Origin of the sequence: Bradyrhizobium sp. BRP20 (genome assembly GCF_020194215.1) — a bacterium.
In the GTDB taxonomy this organism is placed as follows: Bacteria; Pseudomonadota; Alphaproteobacteria; order Rhizobiales; family Xanthobacteraceae; genus Bradyrhizobium; species Bradyrhizobium yuanmingense.
Genome location: NZ_JADYVY010000009.1, coordinates 94,809 through 120,959 on the forward strand (window position 1 = coordinate 94,809; position 26,151 = coordinate 120,959).

The window sequence follows — 26,151 nt, forward strand, 5'->3', positions numbered from 1 at the left end:
CCGCTTGCAAGTGGGAGAGGTTCGGAGCCCGCGGCACGATAATGCCTCATCTCAATGCCGCACTGCGGCGCGCGCACGCATGTGCAGCGCGAACGAGTTGGCTGACGGCTCCGTCTTGGCCTATTTGACAACTTCCCATTTGGCCGCGCTTGCTGCTTTCGTTTCTCCCGCTTACACAGTCATGTGAACGTCATATGGCGCTGCTAGCGCAAGCGCTTCTTTAGTGACGGGCAAGGGAGGTTCTTGATGGCTCTTCGACATTTTGGCACGGCGGCGGCCGTCGCACTCACAATTGGTCTCGGCGCGTCGCCGGCGCTTGCCGTGACCGAAATCCAGTGGTGGCACGCGATGACCGGCGCCAACAACGACGTCATCGTCAGGCTCGCCAACGATTTCAACACCACGCAGAGCGACTACAAGGTGATCCCGACCTACAAGGGCAACTACGCCGACACGATGAACGCCGGCATCGCCGCGTTCCGCGCCGGCAACGCGCCGCACATCATGCAGGTGTTCGAGGTCGGCACCGCCACCATGATGGCAGCGACCGGCGCCGTGAAGCCGGTCTACAAGCTGATGGCCGAGACCGGCGAGAAGTTCGATCCGAAGGCCTATCTGCCTGCGATCACCGGCTATTACTCGACCTCGAAGGGCGAGATGCTGTCCTTCCCGTTCAACTCGTCCTCGACCGTGATGTGGGTCAACCTCGACGCACTGAAGAAAGCGAATGTCGAGGTGCCGAAGACCTGGCCCGAAGTGTTCGACGCCGCCAAGAAGCTGAAGGCGGCCGGCCACGCCACCTGCGGCTTCTCCAACTCCTGGGTCACCTGGGTCAATCTCGAGCAGCTCTCCGCCTGGCACAACGTGCCGCTCGCCAGCAAGGCCAACGGCCTCGACGGTTTCGACACCGTGCTGTCCTTCAACGGTCCGCTCCAGGTCAAGCATCTCGAAAATCTGGTCGAGCTCCAGAAGGACAAGACCTACGACTATGCCGGCCGCACCAACACCGGCGAAGGCCGCTTCACGTCGGGCGAATGTCCGCTCTACCTGACCTCGTCCGCGTTCTTCGGCAACGTCAAGGCGCAGGCCAAGTTTGCCTTCACCGCGGTGCCGATGCCCTATTACCCGGACGCTAAGGGCGCGCCGCAGAACTCGATCATCGGCGGTGCCTCGCTCTGGGTAATGGGCGGCAAACCGGCGGACGATTACAAGGGCGTCGCCAAATTCTTCTCCTTCCTCTCGGACACCGATCGCCAAGTCTACATCCACAAGGCCTCGGGCTATCTGCCGATCACCAAGGCGGCCTATGAGAAGGCCAAGGCGGATGGCTTCTACAAGGACCAGCCCTATCTGGAGACGCCGCTGCTCGAGCTGACCAACAAGGAGCCGACCGAGAATTCGCGCGGCCTGCGCCTCGGCAACATGGTGCAGCTCCGTGACGTCTGGGCGGAGGAGATCGAGCAGGCGCTGGCCGGCAAGAAGACCGCCAAGCAGGCGCTGGACGCGGCCGTCGAGCGCGGCAACACCATGCTGCGCCAGTTCGAAAAGACCGCCGTGAAGTAAGGCGACAAGCGGCAGGCCGGTCGCCCGGCCTGCCGCGCTGGGGCATCATGCAAAAGCAAGCCATTTTCCAATCGAAGCTGTTGCCCTATGCGCTGGTGGCGCCGCAACTCGCGATCGTCCTGATTTTCTTCTACTGGCCGGCCTTGCAGGCGATGATCCAGTCGTTCCTGCTGCAGGACGCCTTCGGCCTGTCGACCAGCTTCGTCTGGTTCGAGAACTACATCGAGCTGTTCAAGGAGCCCGCCTATTTCGAGGCGATCCTGCGCACCTTCTTCTTCTCATTCGCGATCGCGGTGTCGTCGCTGTCGTTCGCGCTGCTGCTGGCCGTGATGGCAGACAAGCCGCTGCGCGGCTCGATGCTCTACCGCACGCTGCTGATCTGGCCCTATGCGGTGGCGCCGCCGGTCGTCGGCGTGCTCTGGATCTTCATGCTGCATCCCTCGCTCGGCGTGCTCTCGCGCTACCTGCGAGCGCTGGGGATCGACTGGAATCCGCTGCTCGACGGCGACCAAGCCGCAGCGCTGATCATCCTGGCCGCCGCCTGGAAGCAGATCTCCTACAACTTCCTGTTCTTCCTCGCCGGCCTGCAGAGCATCCCCAGAAGCGTGATCGAGGCGGCTGCGATCGACGGCGCCCGCCCGATGCGCAGGTTCTGGACCGTGATCTTCCCGCTGCTGTCGCCGACCATCTTCTTCCTCCTGGTCGTCAACATCGTCTACGCCTTCTTCGACACGTTCGGCATCATCGACACCATGACCCGCGGCGGTCCGGGCAAGTCGACGGAGACGCTGGTCTACAAGGTCTATACCGACGGCCTGCTCGGCGGAAACCTCGGCAGCTCCGCGGCACAATCGGTGATCCTGATGATCATGGTGATCGTGCTGACGGGCATCCAGTTCCGCTTCGTCGAACGCAAGGTGACCTACTGATGGTCGAGGAAGAAGGCTTTCGGCGCTACATTGCCCATATCATCCTCTGGATCGGGATCGCGATCGTCGCCTTCCCGGTCTATCTCGCCTTCGTGGCGTCGACCCAGGAGAACGCGGTAATCGCCAACGGGCAGATGTCGCTGCTGCCGGGTGGCCATTTTCTCGAAACCTACTACCAGACCATCTTCGTGGGCACGAGTGGCTCGACCCGCGAGCCGGTCGGCAACATGATGCTGAACTCGCTGGTGATGGCGCTGCTGATCGCGCTGGGCAAGATCGCGATCTCGATCATCTCGGCCTATGCGATCGTGTACTTCCGCTTCCCGTTCCGGATGTCGATCTTCTGGCTCATCTTCATCACCTTGATGCTGCCGGTCGAGGTCCGCATCTATCCGACCTACAAGATCGTCGCCGATCTGCACATGCTCGACAGCTATGCCGGCCTGTCGCTGCCGCTGATCGCATCGGCCACCGCGACGCTGCTGTTCCGCCAGTTCTTCATGACCGTGCCGGACGAGCTGCTGGAAGCCTCGCGCATCGACGGCGCCGGCCCCTTCCGCTTCTTCTGGGATACGCTGCTGCCGCTGTCGCGCACCAACATGGCGGCGCTGTTCGTGATCCTGTTCATTCTCGGCTGGAATCAATATCTCTGGCCGCTGTTGATCACCACGCGCGACGACATGCAGACCATCCAGATCGGCATTCGCAAGATGATCACCACCACCGACGCGCTGACCGAATGGCCGATCGTGATGGCAACCGCCGTGCTGGCCATGCTGCCGCCGGTGTTCGTCGTCGTCGTCATGCAGAAATTGTTCGTGCGCGGCCTGGTCGAGACGGAGAAGTAGAGACTTATGGCCAACGTCACCCTGCGCAGCGTCCGCAAAACCTATCCCGGCGGCTTCGAGGCCATCAAGGGCGTCGACGTCGATGTCGGCGACGGACAGTTCTGCGTGCTGGTCGGCCCCTCCGGCTGCGGCAAGTCCACGCTGCTGCGCATGGTCGCGGGGCTGGAGACGGTCACCGGCGGCGAGATCGACATCGGCGGCCGCGTCGTCAACGGAGTAGAGCCCGCCGATCGCGACATCGCGATGGTGTTCCAGAACTACGCGCTCTATCCGCATATGAGCGTCTACAACAACATGGCCTATGGCCTGCGCAACCGCGGCATGGCCGAGGCCGAAATCAAGACCCGCGTCGAGGAAGCCGCGCGTGTGCTCGAGCTCTCCGCCATGCTGGAGCGCAAGCCGCGCCAGCTCTCCGGCGGCCAGCGCCAGCGCGTCGCCATGGGCCGCGCCATCGTGCGCCAGCCGAAAGTCTTTTTGTTCGACGAGCCGCTGTCCAACCTCGACGCCAAGCTGCGCATCGCGATGCGGGTCGAGATCCGCAAATTGCAGCGCCGGCTCAACACGACGTCGATCTACGTCACCCATGACCAGCTCGAGGCGATGACGCTGGCTGACATCCTCGTGGTGATGAACGGCGGCCAGGTCGAGCAGGTCGGCAATCCGCTTGATATCTACGAGAAACCGGCGACGACCTTCGTCGCCTCCTTCATCGGCGCGCCGCCGATGAACTTGATGTCGACGCGGCCCGAGGAGATCCGGTCGCAGCTCGCCGGCAGCGCCGCGGCCGATGCCGGCATCGTCGGAATCCGCCCGGAGGATTTCGTCATCACCGACGAGACGCCGGCCGGCGGCCTCGCCCTGCCGCTCACCGTCGAAGCCATCGAGCGCGTCGGCGCCGAGACCTTCGTCTACGGCTCCCGCGAGCAGGAGGACCAGCGCGTCGCCGCCACGCCCGGCGAGCTGCCGCCCGGCGAGGTCATCGTCCGCATTCCCGGAACCCAAGCGCCCGCCATCGGCGCGAGAATCCGCGTCGCGGCGGTGCGGGCCAAGCTGCATCTGTTCAGCGACGACGGGCGGACGCGGCTCAAGGGCTGAGCAGCTCCGGGGCCCGACGACAAAAGTGCGAAAACAACCCCATGCACAGTAGAAGGGGCTCTGTTTTCATTAGGGAATATTCAGCGACAGGATTCGTCATGCCCGGGCTTGTCCCGGGCATCCACGTTCTTCGTGCCGTGAGCAAAGTTCGTGGATGGCCGGGACAAGCCCGGCCATGACGAACCGCGAGCATCGGAGCGGGCAATACCCGTCCACAGCCTCCCCCGCTACCTGCTTGAACCCACAGGGGAACATGCCCATATTGCTGATCAAGGGGCGCCGCTCGCGGGCCCTGATGCACCAAAGTCGCTTCGAGAGGACTTTGTAAACTATGTCTCGTGTTCCAACGCTCTCCAGTCCCTTCCTGCTGGGCTTTGACGAGATCGAGCGCGTGCTCGATCGGGTCGTCAAAGGCGCCGACGGTTATCCTCCCTACAATATCGAGAGGTGCGACCGCACGGACGGCCAGCCCGAGCGTTTGCGCATCACGCTGGCGGTCGCCGGATTTACGCGCGACCAACTCGATGTAACCATTGAGGAAAACCAGCTCGTGATCCGCGGGCGGCAGCAGGACGACAAGACCCGGCAATACATCCATCGCGGCATCGCCGCGCGCCACTTCCAGCGCACCTTCGTGCTGGCGGAGGGGATGCTGGTGCTGGGTGCGGATCTGAAGAACGGGTTGTTGTCGATCGATCTGGCCCGGCCTGAACCGGAGCGGATCGTTAAGACAATCGCTATCAATGAGCACGAATAATGGAACGAGTAGCGGACTCGACCGCTTAGTGTTCCAGAGGAGTCGAGACCATGAGTGAAGGTCACGTTGCGTTCGAATACGAAGCCAAGAACGTCTCTCCGGAGACACTGGCAACCCTGGGCGAAGGCCATATCGCCTATGTGAAGCAGATCCGCTCCGAGGACGTGCCGGGCCTGTTCCCCGAGGCGCCCAAGATCGCGCCGGGCCTCAAGCTTTTCGCGCTCCACGCCGCCGACGGCACGCCGATCATGCTGACCGACAGCCGCGAAGCTGCGATCGCCAACGCCTGGAGCAACGAGCTGCAAGCGGTGAGCGTGCACTAAGCACGCGCGTCGCACGAATAGGGTTTAAAACGGGCATGCCTTCGCAAGAAGGCGTGCCCGTTTTCATTTGGGCGGCGAGGTATTCGCGTCGCCATCGCCAGCCGACGGGAATTCGGTGACATCCCCGCCCGCGTGCGGCGGGACAATCGCATGTGACTTGTGGCGGCGGTCTGCGCGCACGCCTCGTCCTTCGAGACGGCGCTGACGCGCCTCCTCAGGATGAGGCTAATCAGCGTCAGGTCCCGTTGCTGCCGCGCACTCCGACCTTATCCTGAGGAGCCCGCCTCAAGCGGGCGTCTCGAAGGATGGCCGCAGGAAAAACTCTCAAATGCGATATCCCTGCGGGTGCGGCCTTGCCTCTTGCCGCGCACGAGACCGTCATCAATCCGTGATTTGACATTTCATTCGTGTTTGTCAAATCTGACAAAATGCAGGCCAAGGCCCCTCCCCAGGACCGGATCCTCGACGCCGCCTTGCGCGTGTTCCGGCGCCACGGCTTCCGCCGCTCCTCGATCGAGCAGGCGGCGGAAGAGGCCGGACTGACGCGGCAGGCGCTCTATCATCACTTCGCCTCCAAGGAGGCGCTGTTTCGCGCCGTGCTCGAGCGGATTTACGCGCAGGGGCTCGCTGCCGAAATTGCGGCAGCGAAGGCGGCGGAAGAAGCGGGCCTCGATCTTGCCGACATCCTGGTCGCCGAGATCGGCGCGCGAATGCAGTCGCTGCTCGCTTCGCTCAAGGACTCGCCCCATACCGAGGAGCTGTTTTCCGAGCACCTCGCGCAGGCGCGCGACCTCTACCAGAGCTATTCCAACCGTTTCGCCGACGAGATCGCAACCACGATCGCGCGGGTGTGCCGCAAGCGAAAGCTTAACCTCGAAAGCGGCGTCAGCGTGCGCGAGCTCGCGCGCTGCGTCGAGATGGCGATCCACGGCACCAAATCCGCTTTCCCTGCCATGCAGCCGGTCGACGCATTCCTGAAACAGCTCGAGACCATGCTGCGCATGCTGATCGCCGGCGCGATGGCGCCGTCCGCAAAGAAGTCCCACCGAAAAACGGGAGTTCGAAAATGACCAGCACGACCATCAATGGACGGCCTCTCCCGCTGCCCGACGATCCGGATGCGCTCTTGATCGACGTGATCCGCGATGGCGGCCTCACCGGCACCAAACTCGTCTGCGGCTCCGGCGTCTGCGGCGCCTGCACCGTGCTGCTCGACGGCACGCCCGTCGTGAGCTGCCTGTTGCCAGCGCAGGCGGCCGCCGACAAATCGCTGACGACCATCGAGGGTGTCGGAGCGACCGGATTGCATCCTGTACAGAAAGCGTTCATGGCGCACGACGCCCTGCAATGCGGCTTCTGCACGCCCGGCTTCGTCGTCGAAGCCGCCGCCTTCCATGACGGCTGGCGCGCGACCAAGGGCGCGGCGACACCCTCGCGCGAGGAGATCGCCGCCGCGCTCTCAGGGCATCTCTGCCGCTGCGGCGCCTATGAAGGCATTTTTCGCGCGGTGGCGGAGGCTTGTTCAGGCCGCTTCGACGGCAACGAGCCCATCGCGCCGCGGCTGGAAGCCCGCGACAAGGTGACGGGACTGGCCCGCTACACCGTCGACGTCCACCATGACGGCCAGCTCGAAGGCGTCATCCTGCGCGCGCACGTCGCGCATGCGAGGATCACCGGGCTTGATCTGGCGCCGGCGCGCGCCATTGCCGGCGTCGCCGCGGTCGTTCCGCTGCTCGACGATGACAACATGGTCCGCTACGTCGGCGCGCCGATTGCGGCCGTCGCGGCCAAGGATCGCCGCACCGCGCTGCAGGCCATCGCCGCGATCAACTTCAAGGCCGAGCCTTTGCCCGCGGTGATCGGGCTCGATGCAGCGCGACGCGACGATGCGCCGGTCGTATTCGAAAAGAAGGACCGCAAGCGTGCCGGCAACGTGTCCGAGGGCGCAGGCGGCGCTCCGGTGTCGTGGAAGGGCAATGTGCGCGGGCCCTCGGCGCCGTTCTCGCAGAAAGCCAAGCGCGCCAAGAGCTGGCTTGACGAGGCGCGCCAGCAACGCAATCCGCTGCTGGTCGAGGAGACCTTTCGCGTCTCGACGCAACAGCACGCAAGCCTCGAACCACATGCCGCCGTGGCCAGGTTCGATGGCGATCAGCTCATTGTGCACATCTCGACCCAGGCCATCCACGAGAGCATGGAGAAGCTCGCCAAGCGTTATGGCCTTCCGCACGACAAGGTGCGTGTGATCGCCGATCATGTCGGCGGCGGATTCGGCTCCAAAGGCAGCGTTGGGCTGGAGACCATCGCCGCGATCGAGCTTGCGCGCGCCGCGAAAGCGCCGGTGCGCGTCGCCTTCGATCGTGAAGAGGAGCTTTCCGTCACCGGCTATCGTCCGGCCGCCGAGCTGAAGCTGTCCTTGCTGCCTTCTGCGGAAGGCCGCCTCAAGGCGCTGTCGCTCACTGCCCATGCAGACACCGGCGCCGCCGTGAACTCGCTGATCGCGGGCCTGGCGCGGCTGATCTATCCGGCCGAAGCAAAGGAGCTCGTCGACTTCGACGTGCTCAGCAATTTGCCGCCCGGCGCGCCGTTCCGCGGCCCCGGCGGTCCGCCGATGTCGTTTGCGCTGGAGCAGGCGGTCGACGAAGCGGCGCTGCGCATGAAGGTCGATCCGATTCAGCTGCGCAAGCTCTGGGACCCCGATCCCAACCGCCAGCGACTGTACGACTGGGCTGCCGGCCTCGACGTCTGGAAGAGCCGCAAGCCAGCCGCATCGCAGACCGGCCGCTACCGGCGCGGCGTCGGCGTCGCCACCGGTTACTGGCTCTATCTCTGGCAGACCGGCTCCTCGGTCGAACTCGCGATCAAGGGCGGCCGCATCGTCGCAAGCTGCGCGGTCCAGGATATCGGCACGGGCACACGCAGCGTGATCGCCAACACCGTCGCGAAGGCGTTCGATCTCGAGCCGCATGATGTGGACGTTCGCATCGGCCGCTCCAGCCTGCCGCGCGGACCGGGCTCCGGCGGCAGCCGCGTCACCGCCTCGGTGGTGCCGCCGACCTTGCTCGCCATCGACAAGCTCAAAGCGGAAATCAGGCGCACCGCCTCTCGCACACCTGCTCCGGGCTCGAACGCGCCGTGGCGCGAGATGATCGCGGCCTCCCCTGATATCGCCGTGTCGGCCAAGCGCCAGGAGGACGGCAAGCCGCCGCCCGGCGTCAGGCCCGCGCTGCACGAGGCGGGCATCATGGGCCGGGTGTTCGGTTGGGTGCTGCGTCTGATGAGCCACATGGTGGTCGGCGCCGGCGTGCCGAGCTCGGTGCAGGTGATGGAAGTCGAGGTCGACACCTGGCTCGGCCATGTGCGCGTGCTCAACGCCTATACGGGCCTCGCGGTCGGCAAGCTCGCCGCGCCGGCGCTGGCGCGAAGCCAGGCCGCGGGCGCGGTGATTCAGGGCATCGGCTACGCACTCTATGAGTCGCGGGAGACCGATCCCTCGAGCGGCCACATCCTGAGCGGCAGCATGGAGGATTACCGCATCCCGGGGATTGCCGACATGCCGAAACTGGACGTGCATTTCGACGAGGCCGGTTTCGAGCATGTGCCGGGCGGCAGCGTCGGCATCGGTGAAGTCGCCACCGTGCCGACCTCGCCCGCGATCGCCAACGCCATCCGCGATGCGATCGGCGTGAGACTGACTGAAATTCCGTTCCGGCCCGATCGTCTTGTGGCCGCGCTGAAAGGGAGGGATGCAGCATGAGTGTCGCCGTCATCACCGCCAATCCCACGCCTGAATTCCGCGCCGGAGGCACCGACTTCAGCGAACGCCGCCGCAGCGGGGTGTCGCAGGGAATGCTGATCGATATCTCGACCAGCGGCGACAAGACGATCAGCTGGGGAGCCGATGGAGCGGCCCGGATCGGCGCGCTCGCCACCATCGCCACGATCGCGACCGACGCGCGCATCCTCGCCGCTTATCCCGGCATTGCGGCGAGCGCGCAGGGACTCGCCACGCCACAGGTGCGCAACGTTGCCACGCTCGGCGGCAATCTCGCGCAGCGTTCACGCTGCTGGTATTTCCGCCGGGCCGACATCGATTGCCTGAAGAAAGGCGGCAGCACCTGCCCTGCCCGTTCCGGCAATCATCTCTATGGCGTTGCCTTCGATCTCGGACCGTGCATCGCGCCGCATCCCTCGACCATGGCGGCGGCTCTGCTCGCCTATGATGCGACCATCACCACGGACCGGCGCAGCGGATTGACGATTAGCGGTCTCCTCGGCGACGGCTCGGTCGCGCACGCCGATCATACACTCGCAGCAGGCGAGATGATCAAGAGCATTGCGCTTCCTGCTCCGCTTCAAGGCGAGCGCGCTTCCTACAAGCGGGCGATCAGCCGGACCTATGCGGAATGGCCGCTGGTGGAACTCTGCGCCCGCGTCGTGATCGCCGGCGGCAAGTTCCAGCTGGTGCGTCTCGCTGCCGGCGGCGTCGCGCCCGTGCCGCTTCGCCTCACCGCCGTGGAAGTCCAGCTCAGCGGCAAGCTTGCCAATGCGGCATCGATCGCAGAAGCGGCGAAAGCGGCGAGCTCGGGTGCCAAACCATTGCCGATGACGGCCTACAAGCTCGATCTCCTGCAAGGGCTGGTGCGCGACGTGCTGGAGCGGCTTTCGGGCTGAAGCGCGATGAGATGTGGCTTGATCACGCAACGCCGGAGGTGCGCTCCCTCTCCCGCTTGCGGGAGAGGGTTGGGGAGAGGGTGCTTCCGCAATGGGACAATCCCCAAGAGGAGAAAGCCCTCACCCGCGCCTTCGGCGCGACCTCTCCCGCAAGCGGGAGAGGTGAACAAGCCGCGACAATCGATTCAACCTAAAGCCATTTCGCTCTAACTAACCGCCTGAGCGATCTGCCAGCCGCGCGCGGATATCCGGCTTCAGCACCTTGCCGACCTTGGAGCGCGGCAGATCGTCCCAGACTTCGATCTGCTTCGGTGTCTTGACGCTGCCGATCCGCTGCTTGACGAAGGCCGCCAGCGCCGTCGCATCGACGCTCTGGCCGGCACGGGGCTGCACCACGGCGACGATACGCTCACCCCATTTCTCGTCCGGAAGGCCGATCACGGCGCAATCCTGTACCGCCTCATGCGCCCGCAGCGCGTTCTCGACCTCGATCGAATAGACGTTGAACCCGCCGGTGATGATCATGTCCTTGGCGCGATCGACGATGTAGAGGTAGCCATCGTCGTCGATGTAGCCGATGTCGCCGGTGTGGTGCCAGCCATGCGCGGAGGCCTCCGCCGTGGCTTCGGGATTTTTGTAGTAGCCTTCCATCACCAGCGAGCCGCGAACCACGATCTCGCCGCGTGAGCCGGTCGGCAGCAAATTGCCGTCGCCATCCATGATGCCGGCCTGCACCAACGGGCTGATCCGCCCCGCCGAGGCGAGGCGCTCCATCGCGATCGTGCCATCGGCATTGTAATGCTCATCCGGTGCCATCATCGAGATCATCATCGGCGCTTCAGTCTGACCGAACAACTGCGCCATGGGCCCGATGCGCCGGAGCGCCTCCGCAAGCCGTGCGGCCGAGATCGGTGCCGCGCCGTACCAGAAGCATTGCAGAGACCCGAGCTTCGCCGAGTCGAGCTTGGGATGATCGAGCAGCATGTAGATCAATGTCGGCGGCAGGAAGGTGTGCGTGACATGGTAGCGCTCGATCAAATCGAGGAATTCGGCGATGTCGGGGCGATGCATGATCACGACGCGGCCGCCGAGCGCCATGATCGGGAAACACAGCACACCGGCCGCATGGGTCAACGGCGCGAGCGCGAGATAGACCGGACGACCCTTGAAGGGATAGCCCATCAGCGTCAGTGCCGTCATGGCCTCGATGTTGCGACCCGACAGCATGACTCCCTTCGGCTTTCCGGTGGTGCCGCCGGTGCCGGGAAGCATCGCGAGATCGTCGACCGTCTCGCGTTGATATTGGTCGGCGGACAGGCCCGCGAGCCAGCCGTCGAACGAGGGCGCGAAGGGCAACTCGGCATCGAGGCAGACGAGGACACGCAGCTTCGGCAGCTCTGCACGCACCGCCTCGACCATCGGCGCGAAGCTCGAGTGAAACAGCAGCAGGCTGCAGTCGAATTGGTCGAGGATGAGCCGGTTCTCGGCCGCCTCGTTGCGCGGATTGATCGGGCACCAAACCGAGCCCGCGCGGGAAATCCCGAACACGCATGCAAACGCGACCGGATCGTTGCCGGAAAGGATTGCGACCTTCTCGCCGGCAGCAATACCCGATCGCGCGAGCCCGCGCGTGACGCGATAGCTCAGCAACTGCACCTCGCGGTAGCTGAGATCGCGCCCGTCCATGGTCAGGCACGGCGCATCGGGGCCGAGCGAGGCACCTTTGTCGAGGTAATCGATGAAGCGCATGATCAATCCCGGAAGCAGCTGGCGGGTGGCGCGCGGCCGCGCCACCCGTGATCTTGCTCAGTCGTGCACGGTGAGGATCGGTCTGCTGACCAGCCCGAAGCTGCGCAGCTGGCCGAGCAGCTCGTGATGACCGAACGCCTGGCAACCGGAGGCGAAACCCACGCGCTTGGGCGGCTGCTGCAGCAGATGCGCCGCGGCATAGGCCTGCAACAAGCCGGTCTGCTTGTAATTGCTGTTGCCGTTGATGACGCAGTGCGCGCGCCCGAGCGGGCCAGAGGCATGCACCGAATCCAGCGACTTGTTGACGCGCGGGTTCTCGCGCGGCGGCATGGTGTTCATCACGCCGGCGGCGGTCTGCGCCAAAGCAGTGTAGCGGTCGTCGGGGTTCATGTTCTTGGTCGCGTCCAGCGCGGCGGCGACGATCTGCGGCACGCCCAGCATCAGCGCGCGGTTGAACACGCCGCCCAGCACCTTCACGTTGGCCACGCGCGGATCGCGCTTGAACCACACCGGGTGCGAGGTGCCGCCCCAGGGCAGCGCCAGTGCGAGCTCATGCTGGCCGGGGATGGCGAGGTTGTAGAGGCCGGCATCCGCCTGATGCTCGACATACTTGTTCTGCTCCAGATAGTAGGCCTTTGCCATCGCGGCGTTGACCAGGATGGTCTGCGTCGAGGCGATGGTCGGGCTGCCGCCCCAGAACACGGCGATATCGAGCGTGTCGAGGCCGGGCGTCTCCAGGCACAGCTGCGCCGCAATCTCACCGGTGGTGTACATCTGCGCGATGCCCGGCGCGAGCAGCAGGCCGGCATTGGCGAACTTCGTGCCCCATTCCTGCTCGAGCGTGATCAGCCAGTCCTGCTCGCCTGTCGTGTCGGTGTAGTGGCATCGGGACGCCCAGCAAGCCTGCACCACCTCGGCACCGAACCTGGCGAAGGGGCCCACGGTGTTGAGCACCACCGAGGCGCCGTTGAACAGCTCCGTCAGTGCGCTCACGGTGTGCGGCACTTCCACCACCTCGTAGTCGGCGGTCTCGATACCGGCCACGTTCGCTTTCATTGCGGCGTTGAGCTTCTCCGCGCTGCGCCCCGCGGCGATGAAGGGGATGTTGTACTCGCGTAAGTATTCGCAGACCAGCCGGCCGGTGTAGCCGGACGCGCCATAGACGATGACGGGCTTCTTCGCGCTCATTGTCGTTCCTCCGAAATGTTCGTTGTCGGGTTTGCAGCTCACATTCCCATGCCGCCATCGACCGGCAGTCCGATGCCGGTGATGAAGCGGGCTTCGTTCGAGCACAGGAACACCGCAGCATTGGCGATGTCGCCGACCTCCGCGAGCTTGCCGAGAGGCGTCTGCTCCACCACCGAGCCGACCGCGGCGTTGACGTCGGGCGCGAGACCGATCTTGACGATGTCGTTGGCGAGCTGCAGGCCCATGTCGGTCGGGATCAAGCCAGGATAGATGCAGTTGACGCGCACGCCATAACCGAGCTTGCCGGCCTCCATCGCCGCGACCCGCGTCATGCGATCGACCGCAGATTTCGTGCCGGAATAGACCGCGATGCTCGGGAAGGCGATCGTCGCCGCGACAGACGCGATGTTGACGACCGCGCCGCCTTTGCCCGCCGGTCCACCCGGCCGCATCGCGCGGAAGGCGTGCTTCATGCCGAGCACGGTGCCGACGATGTTGACGTCGCACATCCGCCGCGCATCCTCGGCCCTGATCTCGCTGACCAGCGACGTGATCTCGATGCCGGCATTGTTGATGAGGATGTCGTAGCCGCCGAGGGTGGCGACCGTCGCAGCAGTCGCTTTCTCCCACTGCGCATCGTCGGCGACATCGAGATGCACGAAGCCGGTCTTCACTCCGAGCCTGGCGATCTCGCCGGCGCTATCCTTGCCGACGTCATCGAGAATGTCGCCGATCATGACCGCCGCACCGGAGCGCGCCAGTGCTTCTGCAATAGCCGCTCCTATCCCGCGGGCTCCGCCGGTGACCAGGGCTTTGCGGCCATCAAGACTCTTCTCACTCATCGCACGTCCTCCCTTGGCTTGGACTGATCTGTTCGCTGATGATCGGTGCGTGCTGGGTTGGCAGCACGGTGCCGGCGCGGTTGCGCAACGGCATGCGAGTCCGTTCCGGCGGCGCGGCGCCGGCGAGTGCATTTCCTCCATTTGCTGACGTCTTGACGACTGTCCAAATTTCTTGGCGCGCACACTCCTCCCGGAACTTGACAGTTGTCAAGGACAAAATTTGACAGTTGTCAAAGAGGATGGTCTGTAGACGATGACCGACGACGGGATCGTGGTGACCAAGAGACGGGAGACAGCGCGACGATGGCGCGGCAAGCGACAGGAGCGGCGAAGCGAGAGGCCGTGGCGGAGATCGTGCGAGACGACAAGTTCAACGCGCGACGCATCGAGCTTGCCGAGGCCGCGCTCGAAACGCTTGGAGAGCTCGGCTTCGCCCGGACCAGCCTGCGGGAGATCGCGCAGAACTCGGCGTTCACGCACGGCGTGTTCCACTATTATTTCAGCGACAAGCTCGACCTGATCTGCTGCTGCGTTCGCCACTACAAGGCCAAGTGCGTGACGCGCTATGACGAGGTCGTCGCGACAGCGACGAGCCGCGACGAATTGACGGAGGGCTTCCTCGCCAAGCTCGCAGCAACGCTGCAGAACGAAGCCCGCATGCACCGGCTTTGGTACGATTTGCGCTCGCAGGCGATGTTCGAGGCGGCGTTTCGCAAGGATGTCCTCGAGATCGACAAGAGCCTGGAAGCGATGATCTGGCGCATTGCCTCGCGCTATGCCGAGCTCGGCGGCAAGCGGCCGGCGTCGTCGCCAGGCGCGCTCTACGCGCTGTTCGACGGTCTGTTCCAGAGTGCGCTGCTCAAGCACCTCGCGGGTGACAAGAGGGCGGTCCCCGAACTGCTCGACGAAGTCCGGCGCCTGCTGCCGACGGTCTGCTGAAGCGCGGAAGCGGCGCCCACCGTCGCCGCACGAGACCTGCACGTTAGCGCCATCCAAATTGATCGTCCGTCTCGAAACTGCTTAGATGCGGCATGCCGCCGAAAGTCGAACGTCTGCCCAAGCAGCAATTGTGGTTTCCGGCCGGGCGCTATTTTCTGCGCACCATCAAGCGCGATGACGCCTCGCAGCGCTGGGCGGACTGGTTGTCCGATCCCTGGACCGTGCATGTCCTCAACACGTCACCGCGCGCGATGACCAAGGCGGAGATCGCCGACTACATCAAATCCTTCGATCAGCGCGAACGGCTCCTGCTCGGGATATTCGAGCGCGGCAGCCGCATCCATGTCGGCTTCATCCGCCTCGACATCAACGCGGCGGCGAGCGAGGCGCTCGTCAGCGCCGTGATCGGAGAAAAGGAGCACCGCAATGCCGGAGCGACGGTGAACACCTTCATTCCGCTGCTCAGGTTCGTGTTCGACGATCTCAAGCTGAGCCGCATCCGCGCGTTCGTGCTGGAGCGCAATCAGACGACCATTCAATATCTGTCCAAGCTCGGATGGACGCTCGAGCCCGAACCCGAAAAACCGGTGCGATCGCATACGGATGGATCGCTTCTGGTATTGCGTCGGATGATCTGGGACCGGCCCGGTTTCCAGGCCTGGTTGAAGAGCCCGATCGGGCAGCGGATCGTGAATCGCATGGAAGCGGCGCGAGGTTGAGCCCCGGCCGCTCCCTTTGTCTGCTTAAGCGATCAATCAGTACTTCGCGACGACGGGTGACCCGCCGAACCGATAGTTGATACCTACCTTCACGATATCGATGTCCTGACGAATATCGATCAACGCGGTGGTGGCGGCGGCTGGATTGGCGAATCCCACGCGCTTGCTGTCGAAGCCGTAGTGAGTGTACTCGACCAAGGCCGACCAGTTCGGGGCGAAGGCCCACTCGACACCGGCACCTGCCACCCAGCCGACACGATCGGTGCTGGCGCTTGAATTGCAGGGCTCAAAAACGAGGAATCCCACACCGGGACAAAAGAAGCCGCCAATCGACGAGAAATTGTTCAGATTGTATCGGTCATGCGCAAACCCGACGCCGCCCTTGCCATAAACGAGCAAGCGATCCCATGTGTAGCCGACCCGACCCGTGACGCTGGCGACCCAGTCGGTGCGGCTCGATAGAGTGGCGGGCGCGCCGGTCTTTCCGGCGAAGAAGGGATCGTTGGCGGTGCCGTGAAGATCGGTGGCCGTGAAATCGCCGGCAATCCCGAGCACCCAATTGCTGGCAAATTGGTAGTCGCAACCTACCTGAACGCCTCCTACAATTCCGACGTCTCCGTTCACCCCAATGCGATCACCAGGCACACTGCCTATAGTCATTGCAGGCGAGATGACCGCCCCCGTTCCGATGCCGGGATCCGTGAAGCCCGTTCGGCTCGCACCGCCGCCGACATGACCCCCGACATAGCAGCCGGTCCAACTGAAAGGCACGGCCGCCGCAACCGGCGCTTTCGTGTAGGGACGAGCTCCCAGATCGGCACCTTGAGCGGAGCCTGCGACAATCAGAGCCGACGTCGCCAGCAGCAGTCGTTTCATTCGTCACCCCCGAAGCAATCAGCGATAGAAATCTCCGGTAAGGTACATCGGCTGGCCTCCGCGCGCTGTATTCGAGGAGCAACACTCCGATACATTTGGTACTTCGATACTGTTTGATCACAACGCGCCGCAACACGGCGCCTTAAGCCTGATGACGGCGCTCCAGGCTGAACTATCCGATCGTCGGATGGCTTCGCACCGGCGCGGCCGAGTTCAGGTCACGCCCCTGCCTCACCGCCCCGCCGGAATCAGCGCCCGCATGATCTCCGGCTTCCAGCTTTGACGCGCGCTGTCGAAGGCTGCGAAATCATGATCGAATTGCCAATAGGCCCAGGCCCAGCCGAGCCGCTCCGCGCTTCGCGCCACGAACGACAGATATCTCGTCCGTGCTTCGGCTGGCGCGGCCTCGTATACGCCGAACTCACCGAGATAGATCGGACGCTTCTCCCGTTCGGACCAGGACCGGATCTTGTCGAAATCGGCGCGCGCCTTCTGCTCGTCCTCCGGCGTGCCCCAATCGAGCGGGCCTATTTGCGAGAACGTCGGCGACCACGGTGCGCCCTGATGGGTGAAGCGGATCGGCGCGTAATAGTGAAACGTGACGATGATATTTCGGTCATCCGGCGGCAGGACCAAGTCCTCGACGGGCATCTCGTCGACGTTGAGAACCGCGGCGATCACCGGCCGCCGGGGGTTGGTGGCGCGGATGATGCCGAGACATTCGTTCAGAAGGGCGTTCCAGGCGGCGGACGTCATCTGCCCGCCCGGCTCATTGAGCACCTCGAAGACGAGCCTCGGATATTTTCCGGCATAGCGCGCGGCGATTTGCGTCCAGAACGCTTTCAGCTTCCCGGCGCACGCGGAGACGTCGCGCTGACAGATATGGGTATCGTGCTCGTCCAGGATGGGGATGAGATTTCGGGCGAGCACCTCCTCGATCACGGCATCGAGCCGCCTCAAGACGATCTCATCCAGCGCATTCTCCGGGTCCATGAACTTGAAGCCGAAGAAATTGATCCGGACGTGCGAGAACCCGGCGCGCCTGATCGCGGTGAGGTTGTCCAGACGAAATGGCGCGTTCCGGCCTCCCTCCCAAATGCCGTCATAGCCGAGGATGTTGACGCCGCGCCCCAGTTTTGGGGGCGCGGACGCGGCCTGTCCGGCTGCTTCTGCCGGGGAGCAGATTGCAAGCACGGAGAGCGCGAAGGCGAGACCGAAAGTCACAGCCCAGCGGACGCAGATGGCATTCATCCTGGCTGCCCCATCATTGCTGCAGGCCTTGCTGTGGCACCGGCCTGCACACCGCGAAGAAGAATGCGACGAGCAGCACCGAAGTGAACATCGTCGAGCGAAGGAACATCGTCTCCGTGAAATTCGATTGAAAGCTGAGGACGACGAATCCGATGATGAGAGCGCAGTGGCGACGGTCGATCGTCCGCGTGGCGATCAGGTACAGGACCTTTTCCGAGAACAGATAGACGCTCGCCACGAACAGCACGTATCCCAGGAATCCGGTTTCCATCGCCACCGCGATATAGCCGCTATGATAATTGTCCAGCACCCAGCCGTGGTTCTGGTTGAAATAGTCGTAAATCGCAGGGCGCGTCCAGAACCCGTTGATGCCGAAGCCCAGCAGCGGCGCATCGTCGAAATGGCCGATGGCGTACTGCCAGATGAAGGTCCGCTCGGTCAGATTGATGGTCGATTCGCCGAGATGGATGGAATCGTAGCCCGTGACATAGAAATACAGGATCAGGAGCGCAGCCAGGATGCACATGACGACCGGCAGCACCGCGTAAATCCTCATGCAGCGGATCGACCATAGGGAGGTCATGAGTAGTGCACCGGCGGCAATTGCAACGGCACCGGCACCACGCGATTCCGAGGCGATGACGCATGTCGATGCCAGGAGAAACGTCAGCAGAAAAACTGTCCAGCCCTGGCCCGTCATCTTCTGATAGCAGGCAAAGAACATCAGATAGGCGCTGATGAAACCGAGGGTCTGCTTCGATTCGTAGATTCCCTGCCACTGGCCGTTGTGCATCCAGCTCTGATCGACGCCGATCTCGGGCACGAAAACCGCGCACAGGGCCGAGGCGGCGACCAAGATGAAGAGTCCCAGCGCCGTCGCTCCGACGATCTCGTCGATGTCGATCCGCGTGATCAGGCAGTACGCACCAAAGGTCGTCATCACGAGGGCCGCGCTCTTCATGATCGCCGCGGTGGCGAGGCCGGTCCAGAGCACAGAAACAGCGGCGAGAGCATAGAATGCGACCAGCGCGATGAAATCGGGATTGGGCTGCACGCGCAGGCAGGGTCGCACGAAGGCACTGGCGTAGATCAGGATGACCCACATCAACAGCGCAACGGCCTGTTGCACGAAGCTCCATTCTGCGGGAAGCAGCGCGGGCTGCAGGACACCCATCGACGCGATCACATTGACGGTGATCGAGCCACGCATCACGATTCTGGCGAGCTTCTCCACGCCGACGCGGGGCGCTGTCCAGATCGCGCTGGCGTCCTCCTCGGAATCGTGCAGGCTGGTCATGAGCGGACCGCCTGAAGCGCGGCGGATCTTCCCACACCGTGCACTACGAGCGCCTTCGCACGCGCGCCTACCGCGGGCATCGGCCGGTCGAGGCCTGATTCCCAGAGCCGCTCTCCCGCCGCGGCGGCGAGGCGCAACGGCGTCATTCCATTCCCAGTCACGTCCGCTCGGTCCACGGCTTCGAACGGCTCTCAGCGGATGTTGGCGCCGCCCACTGTGCCGTGCGTCTCAGGCGGGAAGATTGTCGTACCTTCTACCTTTGAGATCAAGGTGGCATGACGGGACGCCGCCCTCACAATCAGGTGCGAGACACGATTGGGCCCTTGCCGGGCGGGAAAAAAGAAAGGTTACGCCGCCGTTGCCGGCGGCAGCGCCAGCACGGAATAAATCGCCTGCGCATCGCGCGAGGCGCGGAGCTTCTTGGCGATGTCCTGGTCGCGCAGCAGGCGGGCGATGCGGGCGAGCGCCTTGAGGTGATCGGCGCCGGCGCCTTCAGGGGCGAGCAGCAGGAAGACGAGATCGACCGGCTGGCCGTCCATCGCCTCGAAGTCGATCGGACGATCGAGCCGCGCGAACAGGCCGAAGATCTTCTCCAGCTTGGGCAGCTTGCCGTGCGGAATGGCGACGCCATAGCCGACCGCGGTGGTGCCGAGCTTCTCCCGCTGCAGCAGCACCTCGAACACCGAGCGCTCGTTCTGCCCGGTCAGCTCGGCGGCCTTGGCCGCCAGCTCCTGCAGCGCCTGCTTCTTGCTGTTGACTTTCAATGCCGGGAGAATCGCCTCGGGCGCGACCAGATCGGTAATCGGCATGGAAGCTTTCCGAGGTGAATTAAACCGTCAGGTTCCGATTTGGCCAGCTTGATAGACCAAGCTCGGCCGGCGTCAATAACATGAAGCAGGAGGCGGACTTAGCCCCGATCCAGATGTGGGGGGCTTCTACTCCAACGCAATCCCGGTGCCAACTCCCGCGTGCGGCTTTGCCCCCGTCATTGTTAAGGGCCGGGATGGTACGGGCGCCGGCTGGCGGGCCTAGCCACCGCCCTGGCCGTCCACCTTGGCTCCCGGCGGGTCGATCCAACCCACATTGCCGTCCGCCCTGCGGTAAATGATGTTCACCCGACCGGACGAGCCATGCTGGAATACCAGGCAGGGTGCCCCGCTGAGATCGAGTTCCATGACGGCTTCGCTGACCGAGAGCCGCTTCAGCGACGTGGTTTGCTCCGCGATGATGACGGGGCTGTAGCCGGCGACTTCCTCTTCGCCCTCTCCGGGCGCTTCCAGCACATAGCTGGTGGCGTCGAGCGCAGCCATCGCCTCGGAGGCGGCATGGGCCTTGCGCGCGGAGCGGTCCTTGAGCCGGTTCTTGTAGCGCCGCAGCCGCTTCTCGATCATCACCAGCGCCTGGTCGGCACTGGCATAGGCATCCGGTGCGTTCGAATCGGCTTCCAGCGTGATTCCTGAATCGAGATGCAGGGCGCAATCGGTGCGAAAGCCGAAGCCGTCCTTGCTCAGCGTGATGTGGCCGGAATAATTGCCGTCGAAATATTTGCGCAGCACCTCGTCGGTGCGGTCGGCAACGCGGCCGCGCAGCGCCTCGCCGACGCTGATGCTCTTTCCCGAGATTCTGAGAGTCATGTGATGCCTCGCTTGGTTGGTGCCCAGCTTGGATCGGTCTCGATGGGGCATCGAGAGTAGCGCGATTTGGCGCCAGCGCAATCAGGCCGGTTCGGGATTGCGGGAGCGATCGGACAAGGCGGTAGAGAGGACGTTACCAAGAGCGCTCTGCTTGTCGCGGCGGCGTTGCACCGAGGAAGGTATGCGCATGGCTTCGCGGTACTTCGCGACCGTGCGGCGGGCAATATCAATGCCCGAGGCGCGCAAGCGTTCCACGATGGTGTCGTCCGACAGGATCGCGGAGGGCTCCTCCGAATCGATCAGCTGCTTGATGTGGTGACGCACCGCTTCCGCCGAATGCGCTTCGCCCCCGTCGGCCGAGGCGATCGAGGCCGTGAAGAAATATTTCAGCTCGAACGTGCCGCGGTTGGTCGCCATGTATTTGTTGGCGGTGACACGCGACACCGTGGATTCGTGCATCTGGATGGCGTCGGCGACGGCCTTCAGATTGAGCGGGCGCAAATGGGCGACACCGTGGGTGAAGAACCCGTCCTGCTGGCGCACGATCTCGGTCGCCACTTTCAGGATGGTGCGGGCGCGCTGGTCGAGCGCGCGCACGAGCCAGGTCGCGTTCTGCAACGCATCCGTGAAATAGGACTTGTCGCCGTCCTTGCCGATCTTCTTCGACAGCTCGGAATAATAGGTCTGGTTGACCAGCACGCGCGGCAAGGTGTCGCTGTTGAGCTCGACATGCCAACCGCCGTCGGGACCCGGGCGGACATAGACGTCGGGCACCATGGTCTGCAGGCGCGCCGAGCCGAACTTCATGCCGGGCTTGGGATTGAGGCGGCGGATCTCGCCGATCATGTCGGCGATGTCCTCGTCGTCGACGCCGCAGATCTTGCGAAGAGCCGCGATGTCGCGCTTGGCGAGCAGATCGAGATGCTCGACCAGCGCCTGCATCGCGGGGTCGTAGCGGTCGAGCTCGCGCAGTTGGATCGCCAGGCATTCGCTTAAGGAACGCGCGCAGACCCCGGGCGGATCGAATTTTTGCAGCACGGCGAGGACGCTTTCGACCTCGGCCTGCGACGCGCCGAGACGCTCGGCGGCTTGGCCGAGATCGGGCGGCAGATAGCCGGCCTCGTCGACGAGGTCGATCAGGTACTGGCCGATCATGCGTTGCGCGGGCGCGGTGAAGGCAACCGAGAGCTGCTCGGCGAGATGGCCCGACAACGTCGTCTCGGCCGCGACAAAAGCTTCGAGATTGTAGTCTTCGTCACCGGAGGCGCCGCCGCCCCATTCGGTATAGGTGGTTGGCGCGGCATCCTGCGCGTTGCGCGCGGCCGCCTCGGCCGGCTCCTCGGAGAAGACGTTGTCGAGGCCGGTGTCCAGGGTTTGCTCGATCTCGGCGCGGGTGCCGAGATCCTTGCTCATCCATTCTTCCTGGCCCGGCTCGAAGCCTTCCGCGCTGCCGCCGAAGCCGTCCTCGCCCTGGCCATCGCCATGACCGTCACCTTGGCCGCCCCCGGAATCGCCGTAACTGCCGGCCTCGGCCGAAGCTTCGCCCGCGGGGGCCTCGTCACTGGCCCGTTCCAGCAGCGGGTTTCGCTCGAGCTCCTCTTCCACGAAGGTCGTGAGATCGAGATTGGACAATTGCAGCAGCTTGATCGCCTGCATCAGCTGCGGCGTCATGACCAGCGACTGCGATTGCCGGAACTCTAATCTCTGCGTAAGCGCCATGAAGCAAGAACCGATCCCAAAAGTTGGTCCGATTTTTGCTTATCCTAGTCTCAGCCCGATGTACACGGGTTGACGAATTGGAAAAAAGGGCTAGAGGCGGAATTCCTCGCCAAGGTAAAGGCGGCGCACGTCCGGATCGGCAACGATCTCATCCGGGGTTCCCTCGGTCAAGATTTCCCCGGCATAGACGATATAGGCACGGTCGGTGAGGCCGAGCGTCTCGCGGACATTGTGGTCGGTAATCAGCACGCCGATGCCGCGATTGGTGAGATGGCGGACGAGGTCCTGGATGTCGCCGACCGCGATCGGGTCGATGCCGGCGAAGGGCTCGTCGAGCAGCATGTAGTTCGGCCGCGTCGCCAGCGCGCGCGCGATTTCGACGCGGCGACGCTCGCCGCCGGACAGCGCGATCGACGGTGATTTCCGCAAGCGCGTGATGTTGAACTCGTCGAGCAGCGAGTCGAGCTGCTGCTCGCGCTTCTTGCGCGAGGGCTCGACCACTTCGAGCACGGCGCGGATGTTCTGCTCGACGGTGAGGCCGCGGAAGATCGAGGCTTCCTGCGGCAGATAGCCGATGCCGAGCCGCGCGCGCTGATACATCGGCAGCTTGGTGACGTCGTGGCCGTCGAGCTCGATCGCGCCGCGATCGGCCTTGATCAGGCCGGTGATCATGTAGAACACGGTGGTCTTGCCGGCGCCGTTCGGGCCGAGCAGGCCGACGGCCTCGCCGCGGCGCACATAGATGCTGACGCCGCGCACCACCTGGCGGCTGCCAAAGGCCTTTTCCACGCTATGCACAGCCAGGAATCCGGGCCGCTTCAACAGCTGCGGCGCGCCGGCACCGTTGGACCTGGCGGCCGTTCGGACGGGATGAACCGCCTGCGGACGCGGCTCGGCCTGATAGTCGGCCTCGTAGTCACCTTGGAACTGGTCGGGCCCGCGGGGCTGGTCGCGGGCAATCGGCGTGTCCCTGACGGGACTGGGCACGAGGCCGCCGACGCTGTCCCCGAGCGCAGTGATGTCCTGACGCGCAAATCCTGGCCGGCCGCGCTTGGCGGGGCGCCGACGGAACATGCTGAAGAGATCGACCATCCCCGCCTTCTAGCCTTTGGCGTCGTCTTGCGCGAAATCCGCGCGATCTGTCGCGCCAGCCTGAGCGATTGGCCGACGCAGCATGGGTGAAGGAATGTCTCATGCCCAGTGAAACACGCCCGAAAAGCGGCGGACCCCGCTTCGAAAGCCCTGCGCGCTAGATACAGGCTCGCCGGGCAGGCTTCAACCCTCGGTTCGGCCGCATCCGAACCAAGCCGTTGAATTCATTTTGGTTTACTTGCACCGGGTAACTGCAAAGGCGGCGCGCCGCCGGGCTTGCCCGAACCGCAATCGTTGCTGGAGCCCTGCGGCAGCAGGACCTGAACCCGGCCGCTGTCGGATTCCACACGTGACACGCCGGTCGTCATATCGACAGTCAGCCGATCGCCCCGCATGACGTTCTTGCACTGGGTCATGACGACTTGGCCCGAGCCCCCGCCGAACATGGTGATCAGGTTGGTCTTGGTGTCGAACACGGCGGTCTCCCCCGTCACCACCTGGTCCTTCTGGGTGACCACGACATTGCCGCGCGCCTCGAGCCGCTTGATCGAGGAGCTGCCGCCCGGACCCGGCTGCGCCGACTGCATCGGCGCGTTCTTGGTCGCTTTCGCCGCAGGCTGCGGCGCGGCCGGCTTGTCGCCGCCGCCCGAATCGTAAAACACCACCAGCGTCTTCGAGGTCATGGTGGTGTCGCCCTGCACGACCTTCACATTGCCGGAGAAGGTCGCCTCCTTCTTCTTGTCGCGCATCTCGAGCGAGGCCGCTTCGATCTGAATTGGCTGATCGCGGTTTTGCGTAAAGCCCTGCAGCGCGTTGTTGGGCGCAGTCGCCGAACTCTGCGTGCGGCCTTCACCGGATGCGATCAAGACACCAAAGGCAAGCGCGGCTGCGCTGACGATCGCGCTGCGCCTGTTGTCGTTGCGCGAGAAGAACTTCATCATGAAAATCACTTCGAATTGGCAGACTTGTTCTGAGGCGTGCGCGTCTTCGTCGGCGCAGGCTCGGTTGGTCCAGGCTGAGCAGCGGCGGGTTCATCCAGCTTGTCCAGATGCATCACCACATTGCCCTCGAAGCGGATGACGTCGCCGCCTTCGGTAATTCGCAGGCGATCCGCACTCAGCGTGCCGTTGGTCAGCTTGACGTCGACGCGCTCGTCCGAGGAGACCGTGCCCTTGCCCATGTCGACGAAGGCGGAATTGAGCCGCGCCTCGTAGCCGGTCGAGGTGCGCAGCAAGATGTCCTTGCGCAGATCGAGCTGCTGCTGCTTGTTGTCGAAGCGGCCGGTGCGGGCATCGAGGAACAGGGTCGACTTGTCCTCCATCAGCACTTTCGCACGCAGGTCATTGAGATCGACATGATCGGGATCGGTGATGTCCTGCGTCGCGGTCTTGGCCCAGAGCTCGTAGGGCCGCTGGTCCGGCGTGTAGCCGGCGAGGTGCGGCGATTCCATCGTGATCTTGGTGCCCGACACCACCAGATTACCGGAGTCGAGCGGCAGCTTCGGCATCAGCATGCGGAACGGATTGAAGATCGAGACGCCGACGATGACAGCCATGGACAGCACCACAGCACCCGGGACCGCGATGCGCAGAATCCGCACCAGGCGGCTGTGGCGGGCCGCGCTGGCAAACTTCGCCGCAAGCGCGGCGTCGTAGGTGGGGTTCTGGGCCGAATTCACCGGGGTTCCTGCTTACCTGTCTCCTGACGTATCGCTCGCCTTGTCCGGTCGAGGGGGCGCACCCCATTCTATCCGGCGCCGCCCAAATATGCAGCCGGCGACAGGCCGTTACGAAAGTGTCCGAAACGGGGCGGCAATCCCGGGCTAACCGCCACGGGTGGCCTTCAGGAGTGCGCGAAAATGTCCTCTTCCGCCCAGCCCTGGAGGTCCAGCAGGGCGCGGGTCGGCAGGAAGTCGAAACAGGCCTGCGCCAGCTGGCTGCGGCCTTCCCGCACCAGCATGGCGTCCAGTCGCTCGCGCAAGGCATGCAGATGCAGCACGTCGGAGGCGGCGTAGGCGAGCTGCGGCTCGCTCAGGCTGTCGGAACCCCAGTCGCTGGACTGCTGCTGCTTGGAGAGGTCGATGTTGAGCACCTCGCGGACGAGGTCCTTGAGGCCGTGGCGGTCGGTGTAGGTGCGGGTCAGGCGGGACGCAATCTTGGTGCAATAAATCGGCCCGGTCATGACGCCGAAGGTCTGGTACAGCACCGCGACGTCGAACCGCGCGAAGTGGAATATCTTCGTGACCGCCGGGTTGGCCAGCAGCGCCTTCAGGTTCGGCGCGTCGGTGTGGCCCTTGGGGATCTGCACCACGTCGGCGCTGCCGTCGCCGGGCGAGAGCTGCACCACGCAGAGCCGGTCACGGTGCGGGTTCAGCCCCATGGTCTCGGTGTCGATCGCGACCGCTCCGGTGTAGCGGGACAGGTCGGGCAGGTCGCCGCGGTGCAGGCGTACGGTCATGAAACCCTCGGGTCGAATCGGTGCGTCGATATCATAGGCTAGAGCATGATCCGGAAAAGTGTGCAGCGGTTTTCCGAAAAGATCATGCTCAATCAATAACCTAAAGCGCGATGACGATTCATCTTAATCGCATCGCGCTTTAGTCGAATGGATCGCGATGTAGCCAGTCGCAACAGGTCACGCAAGCGGCCGTGATCTTACG

Annotated in this window: 24 protein-coding genes; 11 read left to right on the top strand and 13 right to left on the bottom strand. The window is 64.2% G+C overall.

The genetic code is table 11. The features are described from left to right. Window positions 1-246: 246 nt before the first annotated feature. The 9 genes from ugpB (at window position 247) to I6F33_RS21765 (ending at window position 10,186) form a co-directional block, all read left to right on the top strand. Complete coding sequence (ugpB, locus tag I6F33_RS21725) at window positions 247-1,563, top strand: sn-glycerol-3-phosphate ABC transporter substrate-binding protein UgpB (RefSeq protein ID WP_036009146.1); 1,317 nt, start codon at window positions 247-249, stop codon at window positions 1,561-1,563. A 47-nt stretch (window positions 1,564-1,610) separates the two neighbouring features. Continuing rightward, a complete protein-coding gene (gene ugpA / locus I6F33_RS21730) occupies window positions 1,611-2,492 on the top strand; it encodes a sn-glycerol-3-phosphate ABC transporter permease UgpA (RefSeq protein ID WP_036009149.1) in 882 nt (293 codons plus the stop codon). Beyond that, window positions 2,492-3,340, top strand: a complete 849-nt coding sequence (gene ugpE, locus I6F33_RS21735) for a sn-glycerol-3-phosphate ABC transporter permease UgpE (RefSeq protein WP_225128045.1) — start codon at window positions 2,492-2,494, stop codon at window positions 3,338-3,340. The genes ugpA and ugpE overlap by 1 nt, the downstream gene beginning before the upstream one ends. Window positions 3,341-3,346: 6 nt before the next feature. After that, window positions 3,347-4,435: a sn-glycerol-3-phosphate import ATP-binding protein UgpC gene (locus I6F33_RS21740; protein ID WP_109141873.1), complete on the top strand. Its 1,089-nt coding sequence runs from the start codon at window positions 3,347-3,349 to the stop codon at window positions 4,433-4,435. 331 nt (window positions 4,436-4,766) lie between these two features. Further along, window positions 4,767-5,192, top strand: coding sequence for an Hsp20 family protein (locus I6F33_RS21745; protein WP_024338612.1), 426 nt, complete (start codon window positions 4,767-4,769; stop codon window positions 5,190-5,192). A gap of 50 nt (window positions 5,193-5,242) precedes the next feature. Continuing rightward, entirely contained in the window at window positions 5,243-5,515 is a 273-nt protein-coding gene (locus I6F33_RS21750) for a DUF1150 domain-containing protein (protein ID WP_007598581.1), read from the top strand. 407 nt (window positions 5,516-5,922) lie between these two features. Beyond that, a complete protein-coding gene (locus tag I6F33_RS21755; RefSeq protein ID WP_225144110.1) occupies window positions 5,923-6,585 on the top strand; it encodes a TetR/AcrR family transcriptional regulator in 663 nt (220 codons plus the stop codon). Beyond that, complete coding sequence (locus I6F33_RS21760) at window positions 6,582-9,269, top strand: molybdopterin-dependent oxidoreductase (protein ID WP_225144111.1); 2,688 nt, start codon at window positions 6,582-6,584, stop codon at window positions 9,267-9,269. The genes I6F33_RS21755 and I6F33_RS21760 overlap by 4 nt, the downstream gene beginning before the upstream one ends. Further along, the gene (locus tag I6F33_RS21765; RefSeq protein WP_225144112.1) at window positions 9,266-10,186 is read left to right on the top strand and encodes a xanthine dehydrogenase family protein subunit M; all 921 of its coding nucleotides are present in this window, start codon (window positions 9,266-9,268) and stop codon (window positions 10,184-10,186) included. Before I6F33_RS21760 ends, I6F33_RS21765 begins: the two co-directional genes overlap by 4 nt. Window positions 10,187-10,396: 210 nt before the next feature. On the opposite strand, the gene I6F33_RS21770 is transcribed toward I6F33_RS21765, so the two are convergent. From I6F33_RS21770 to I6F33_RS21780, 3 genes are read right to left on the bottom strand one after another with little or no spacing between them, the layout of a single operon-like run. Further along, window positions 10,397-11,935: a long-chain fatty acid--CoA ligase gene (locus tag I6F33_RS21770; RefSeq protein WP_225144113.1), complete on the bottom strand. Its 1,539-nt coding sequence runs from the start codon at window positions 11,933-11,935 to the stop codon at window positions 10,397-10,399. A 57-nt stretch (window positions 11,936-11,992) separates the two neighbouring features. Beyond that, a complete protein-coding gene (locus I6F33_RS21775) occupies window positions 11,993-13,123 on the bottom strand; it encodes a DUF5938 domain-containing protein (RefSeq protein ID WP_036024411.1) in 1,131 nt (376 codons plus the stop codon). 38 nt (window positions 13,124-13,161) lie between these two features. Beyond that, entirely contained in the window at window positions 13,162-13,965 is an 804-nt protein-coding gene (locus I6F33_RS21780; RefSeq protein WP_225113820.1) for an SDR family NAD(P)-dependent oxidoreductase, read from the bottom strand. 303 nt (window positions 13,966-14,268) lie between these two features. Here I6F33_RS21780 and I6F33_RS21785 point away from each other — a divergent pair, with 303 nt between their 5' ends. Next, window positions 14,269-14,904 carry a TetR/AcrR family transcriptional regulator gene (locus I6F33_RS21785; RefSeq protein ID WP_050991851.1) on the top strand — a complete coding sequence of 212 codons (636 nt, stop codon included), beginning with the start codon at window positions 14,269-14,271 and terminating at the stop codon, window positions 14,902-14,904. A 92-nt stretch (window positions 14,905-14,996) separates the two neighbouring features. Beyond that, on the top strand, window positions 14,997-15,623 hold the full coding sequence (locus I6F33_RS21790) for a GNAT family N-acetyltransferase (RefSeq protein ID WP_036009173.1): 627 nt from the start codon (window positions 14,997-14,999) through the stop codon (window positions 15,621-15,623). A gap of 36 nt (window positions 15,624-15,659) precedes the next feature. Here I6F33_RS21790 and I6F33_RS21795 read toward each other — a convergent pair whose 3' ends face one another. The 10 genes from I6F33_RS21795 to I6F33_RS21840 all read right to left on the bottom strand — a co-directional run bounded on the left by I6F33_RS21795 (window position 15,660) and on the right by I6F33_RS21840 (window position 25,949). Beyond that, window positions 15,660-16,499: an outer membrane protein gene (locus I6F33_RS21795; protein WP_036009176.1), complete on the bottom strand. Its 840-nt coding sequence runs from the start codon at window positions 16,497-16,499 to the stop codon at window positions 15,660-15,662. Between the two features lie 231 nt (window positions 16,500-16,730). Beyond that, window positions 16,731-17,750, bottom strand: coding sequence for a glycoside hydrolase family 5 protein (locus I6F33_RS21800; protein ID WP_225144114.1), 1,020 nt, complete (start codon window positions 17,748-17,750; stop codon window positions 16,731-16,733). A gap of 13 nt (window positions 17,751-17,763) precedes the next feature. Further along, the gene (locus I6F33_RS21805) at window positions 17,764-19,047 is read right to left on the bottom strand and encodes an O-antigen ligase family protein (RefSeq protein WP_225144115.1); all 1,284 of its coding nucleotides are present in this window, start codon (window positions 19,045-19,047) and stop codon (window positions 17,764-17,766) included. Window positions 19,048-19,394: 347 nt separating this feature from the next. Next, the gene (gene ptsN, locus I6F33_RS21810; protein ID WP_008141251.1) at window positions 19,395-19,856 is read right to left on the bottom strand and encodes a PTS IIA-like nitrogen regulatory protein PtsN; all 462 of its coding nucleotides are present in this window, start codon (window positions 19,854-19,856) and stop codon (window positions 19,395-19,397) included. Between the two features lie 219 nt (window positions 19,857-20,075). Then, window positions 20,076-20,681 (bottom strand): ribosome-associated translation inhibitor RaiA, encoded by a 606-nt coding sequence (gene raiA, locus I6F33_RS21815; RefSeq protein ID WP_036009184.1) that lies wholly within the window; start codon window positions 20,679-20,681, stop codon window positions 20,076-20,078. 81 nt (window positions 20,682-20,762) lie between these two features. Then, window positions 20,763-22,400, bottom strand: coding sequence for an RNA polymerase factor sigma-54 (gene rpoN / locus I6F33_RS21820; RefSeq protein ID WP_225128030.1), 1,638 nt, complete (start codon window positions 22,398-22,400; stop codon window positions 20,763-20,765). Window positions 22,401-22,490: 90 nt separating this feature from the next. Beyond that, window positions 22,491-23,492 (bottom strand): LPS export ABC transporter ATP-binding protein, encoded by a 1,002-nt coding sequence (gene lptB / locus I6F33_RS21825; RefSeq protein WP_225144116.1) that lies wholly within the window; start codon window positions 23,490-23,492, stop codon window positions 22,491-22,493. Between the two features lie 224 nt (window positions 23,493-23,716). Continuing rightward, window positions 23,717-24,433: an LptA/OstA family protein gene (locus I6F33_RS21830; RefSeq protein WP_225144117.1), complete on the bottom strand. Its 717-nt coding sequence runs from the start codon at window positions 24,431-24,433 to the stop codon at window positions 23,717-23,719. 5 nt (window positions 24,434-24,438) lie between these two features. Next, on the bottom strand, window positions 24,439-25,170 hold the full coding sequence (gene lptC / locus I6F33_RS21835; RefSeq protein ID WP_036003378.1) for an LPS export ABC transporter periplasmic protein LptC: 732 nt from the start codon (window positions 25,168-25,170) through the stop codon (window positions 24,439-24,441). 164 nt (window positions 25,171-25,334) lie between these two features. Further along, window positions 25,335-25,949, bottom strand: coding sequence for a ribonuclease D (locus tag I6F33_RS21840; RefSeq protein ID WP_225113827.1), 615 nt, complete (start codon window positions 25,947-25,949; stop codon window positions 25,335-25,337). Window positions 25,950-26,151 lie beyond the last annotated feature (202 nt).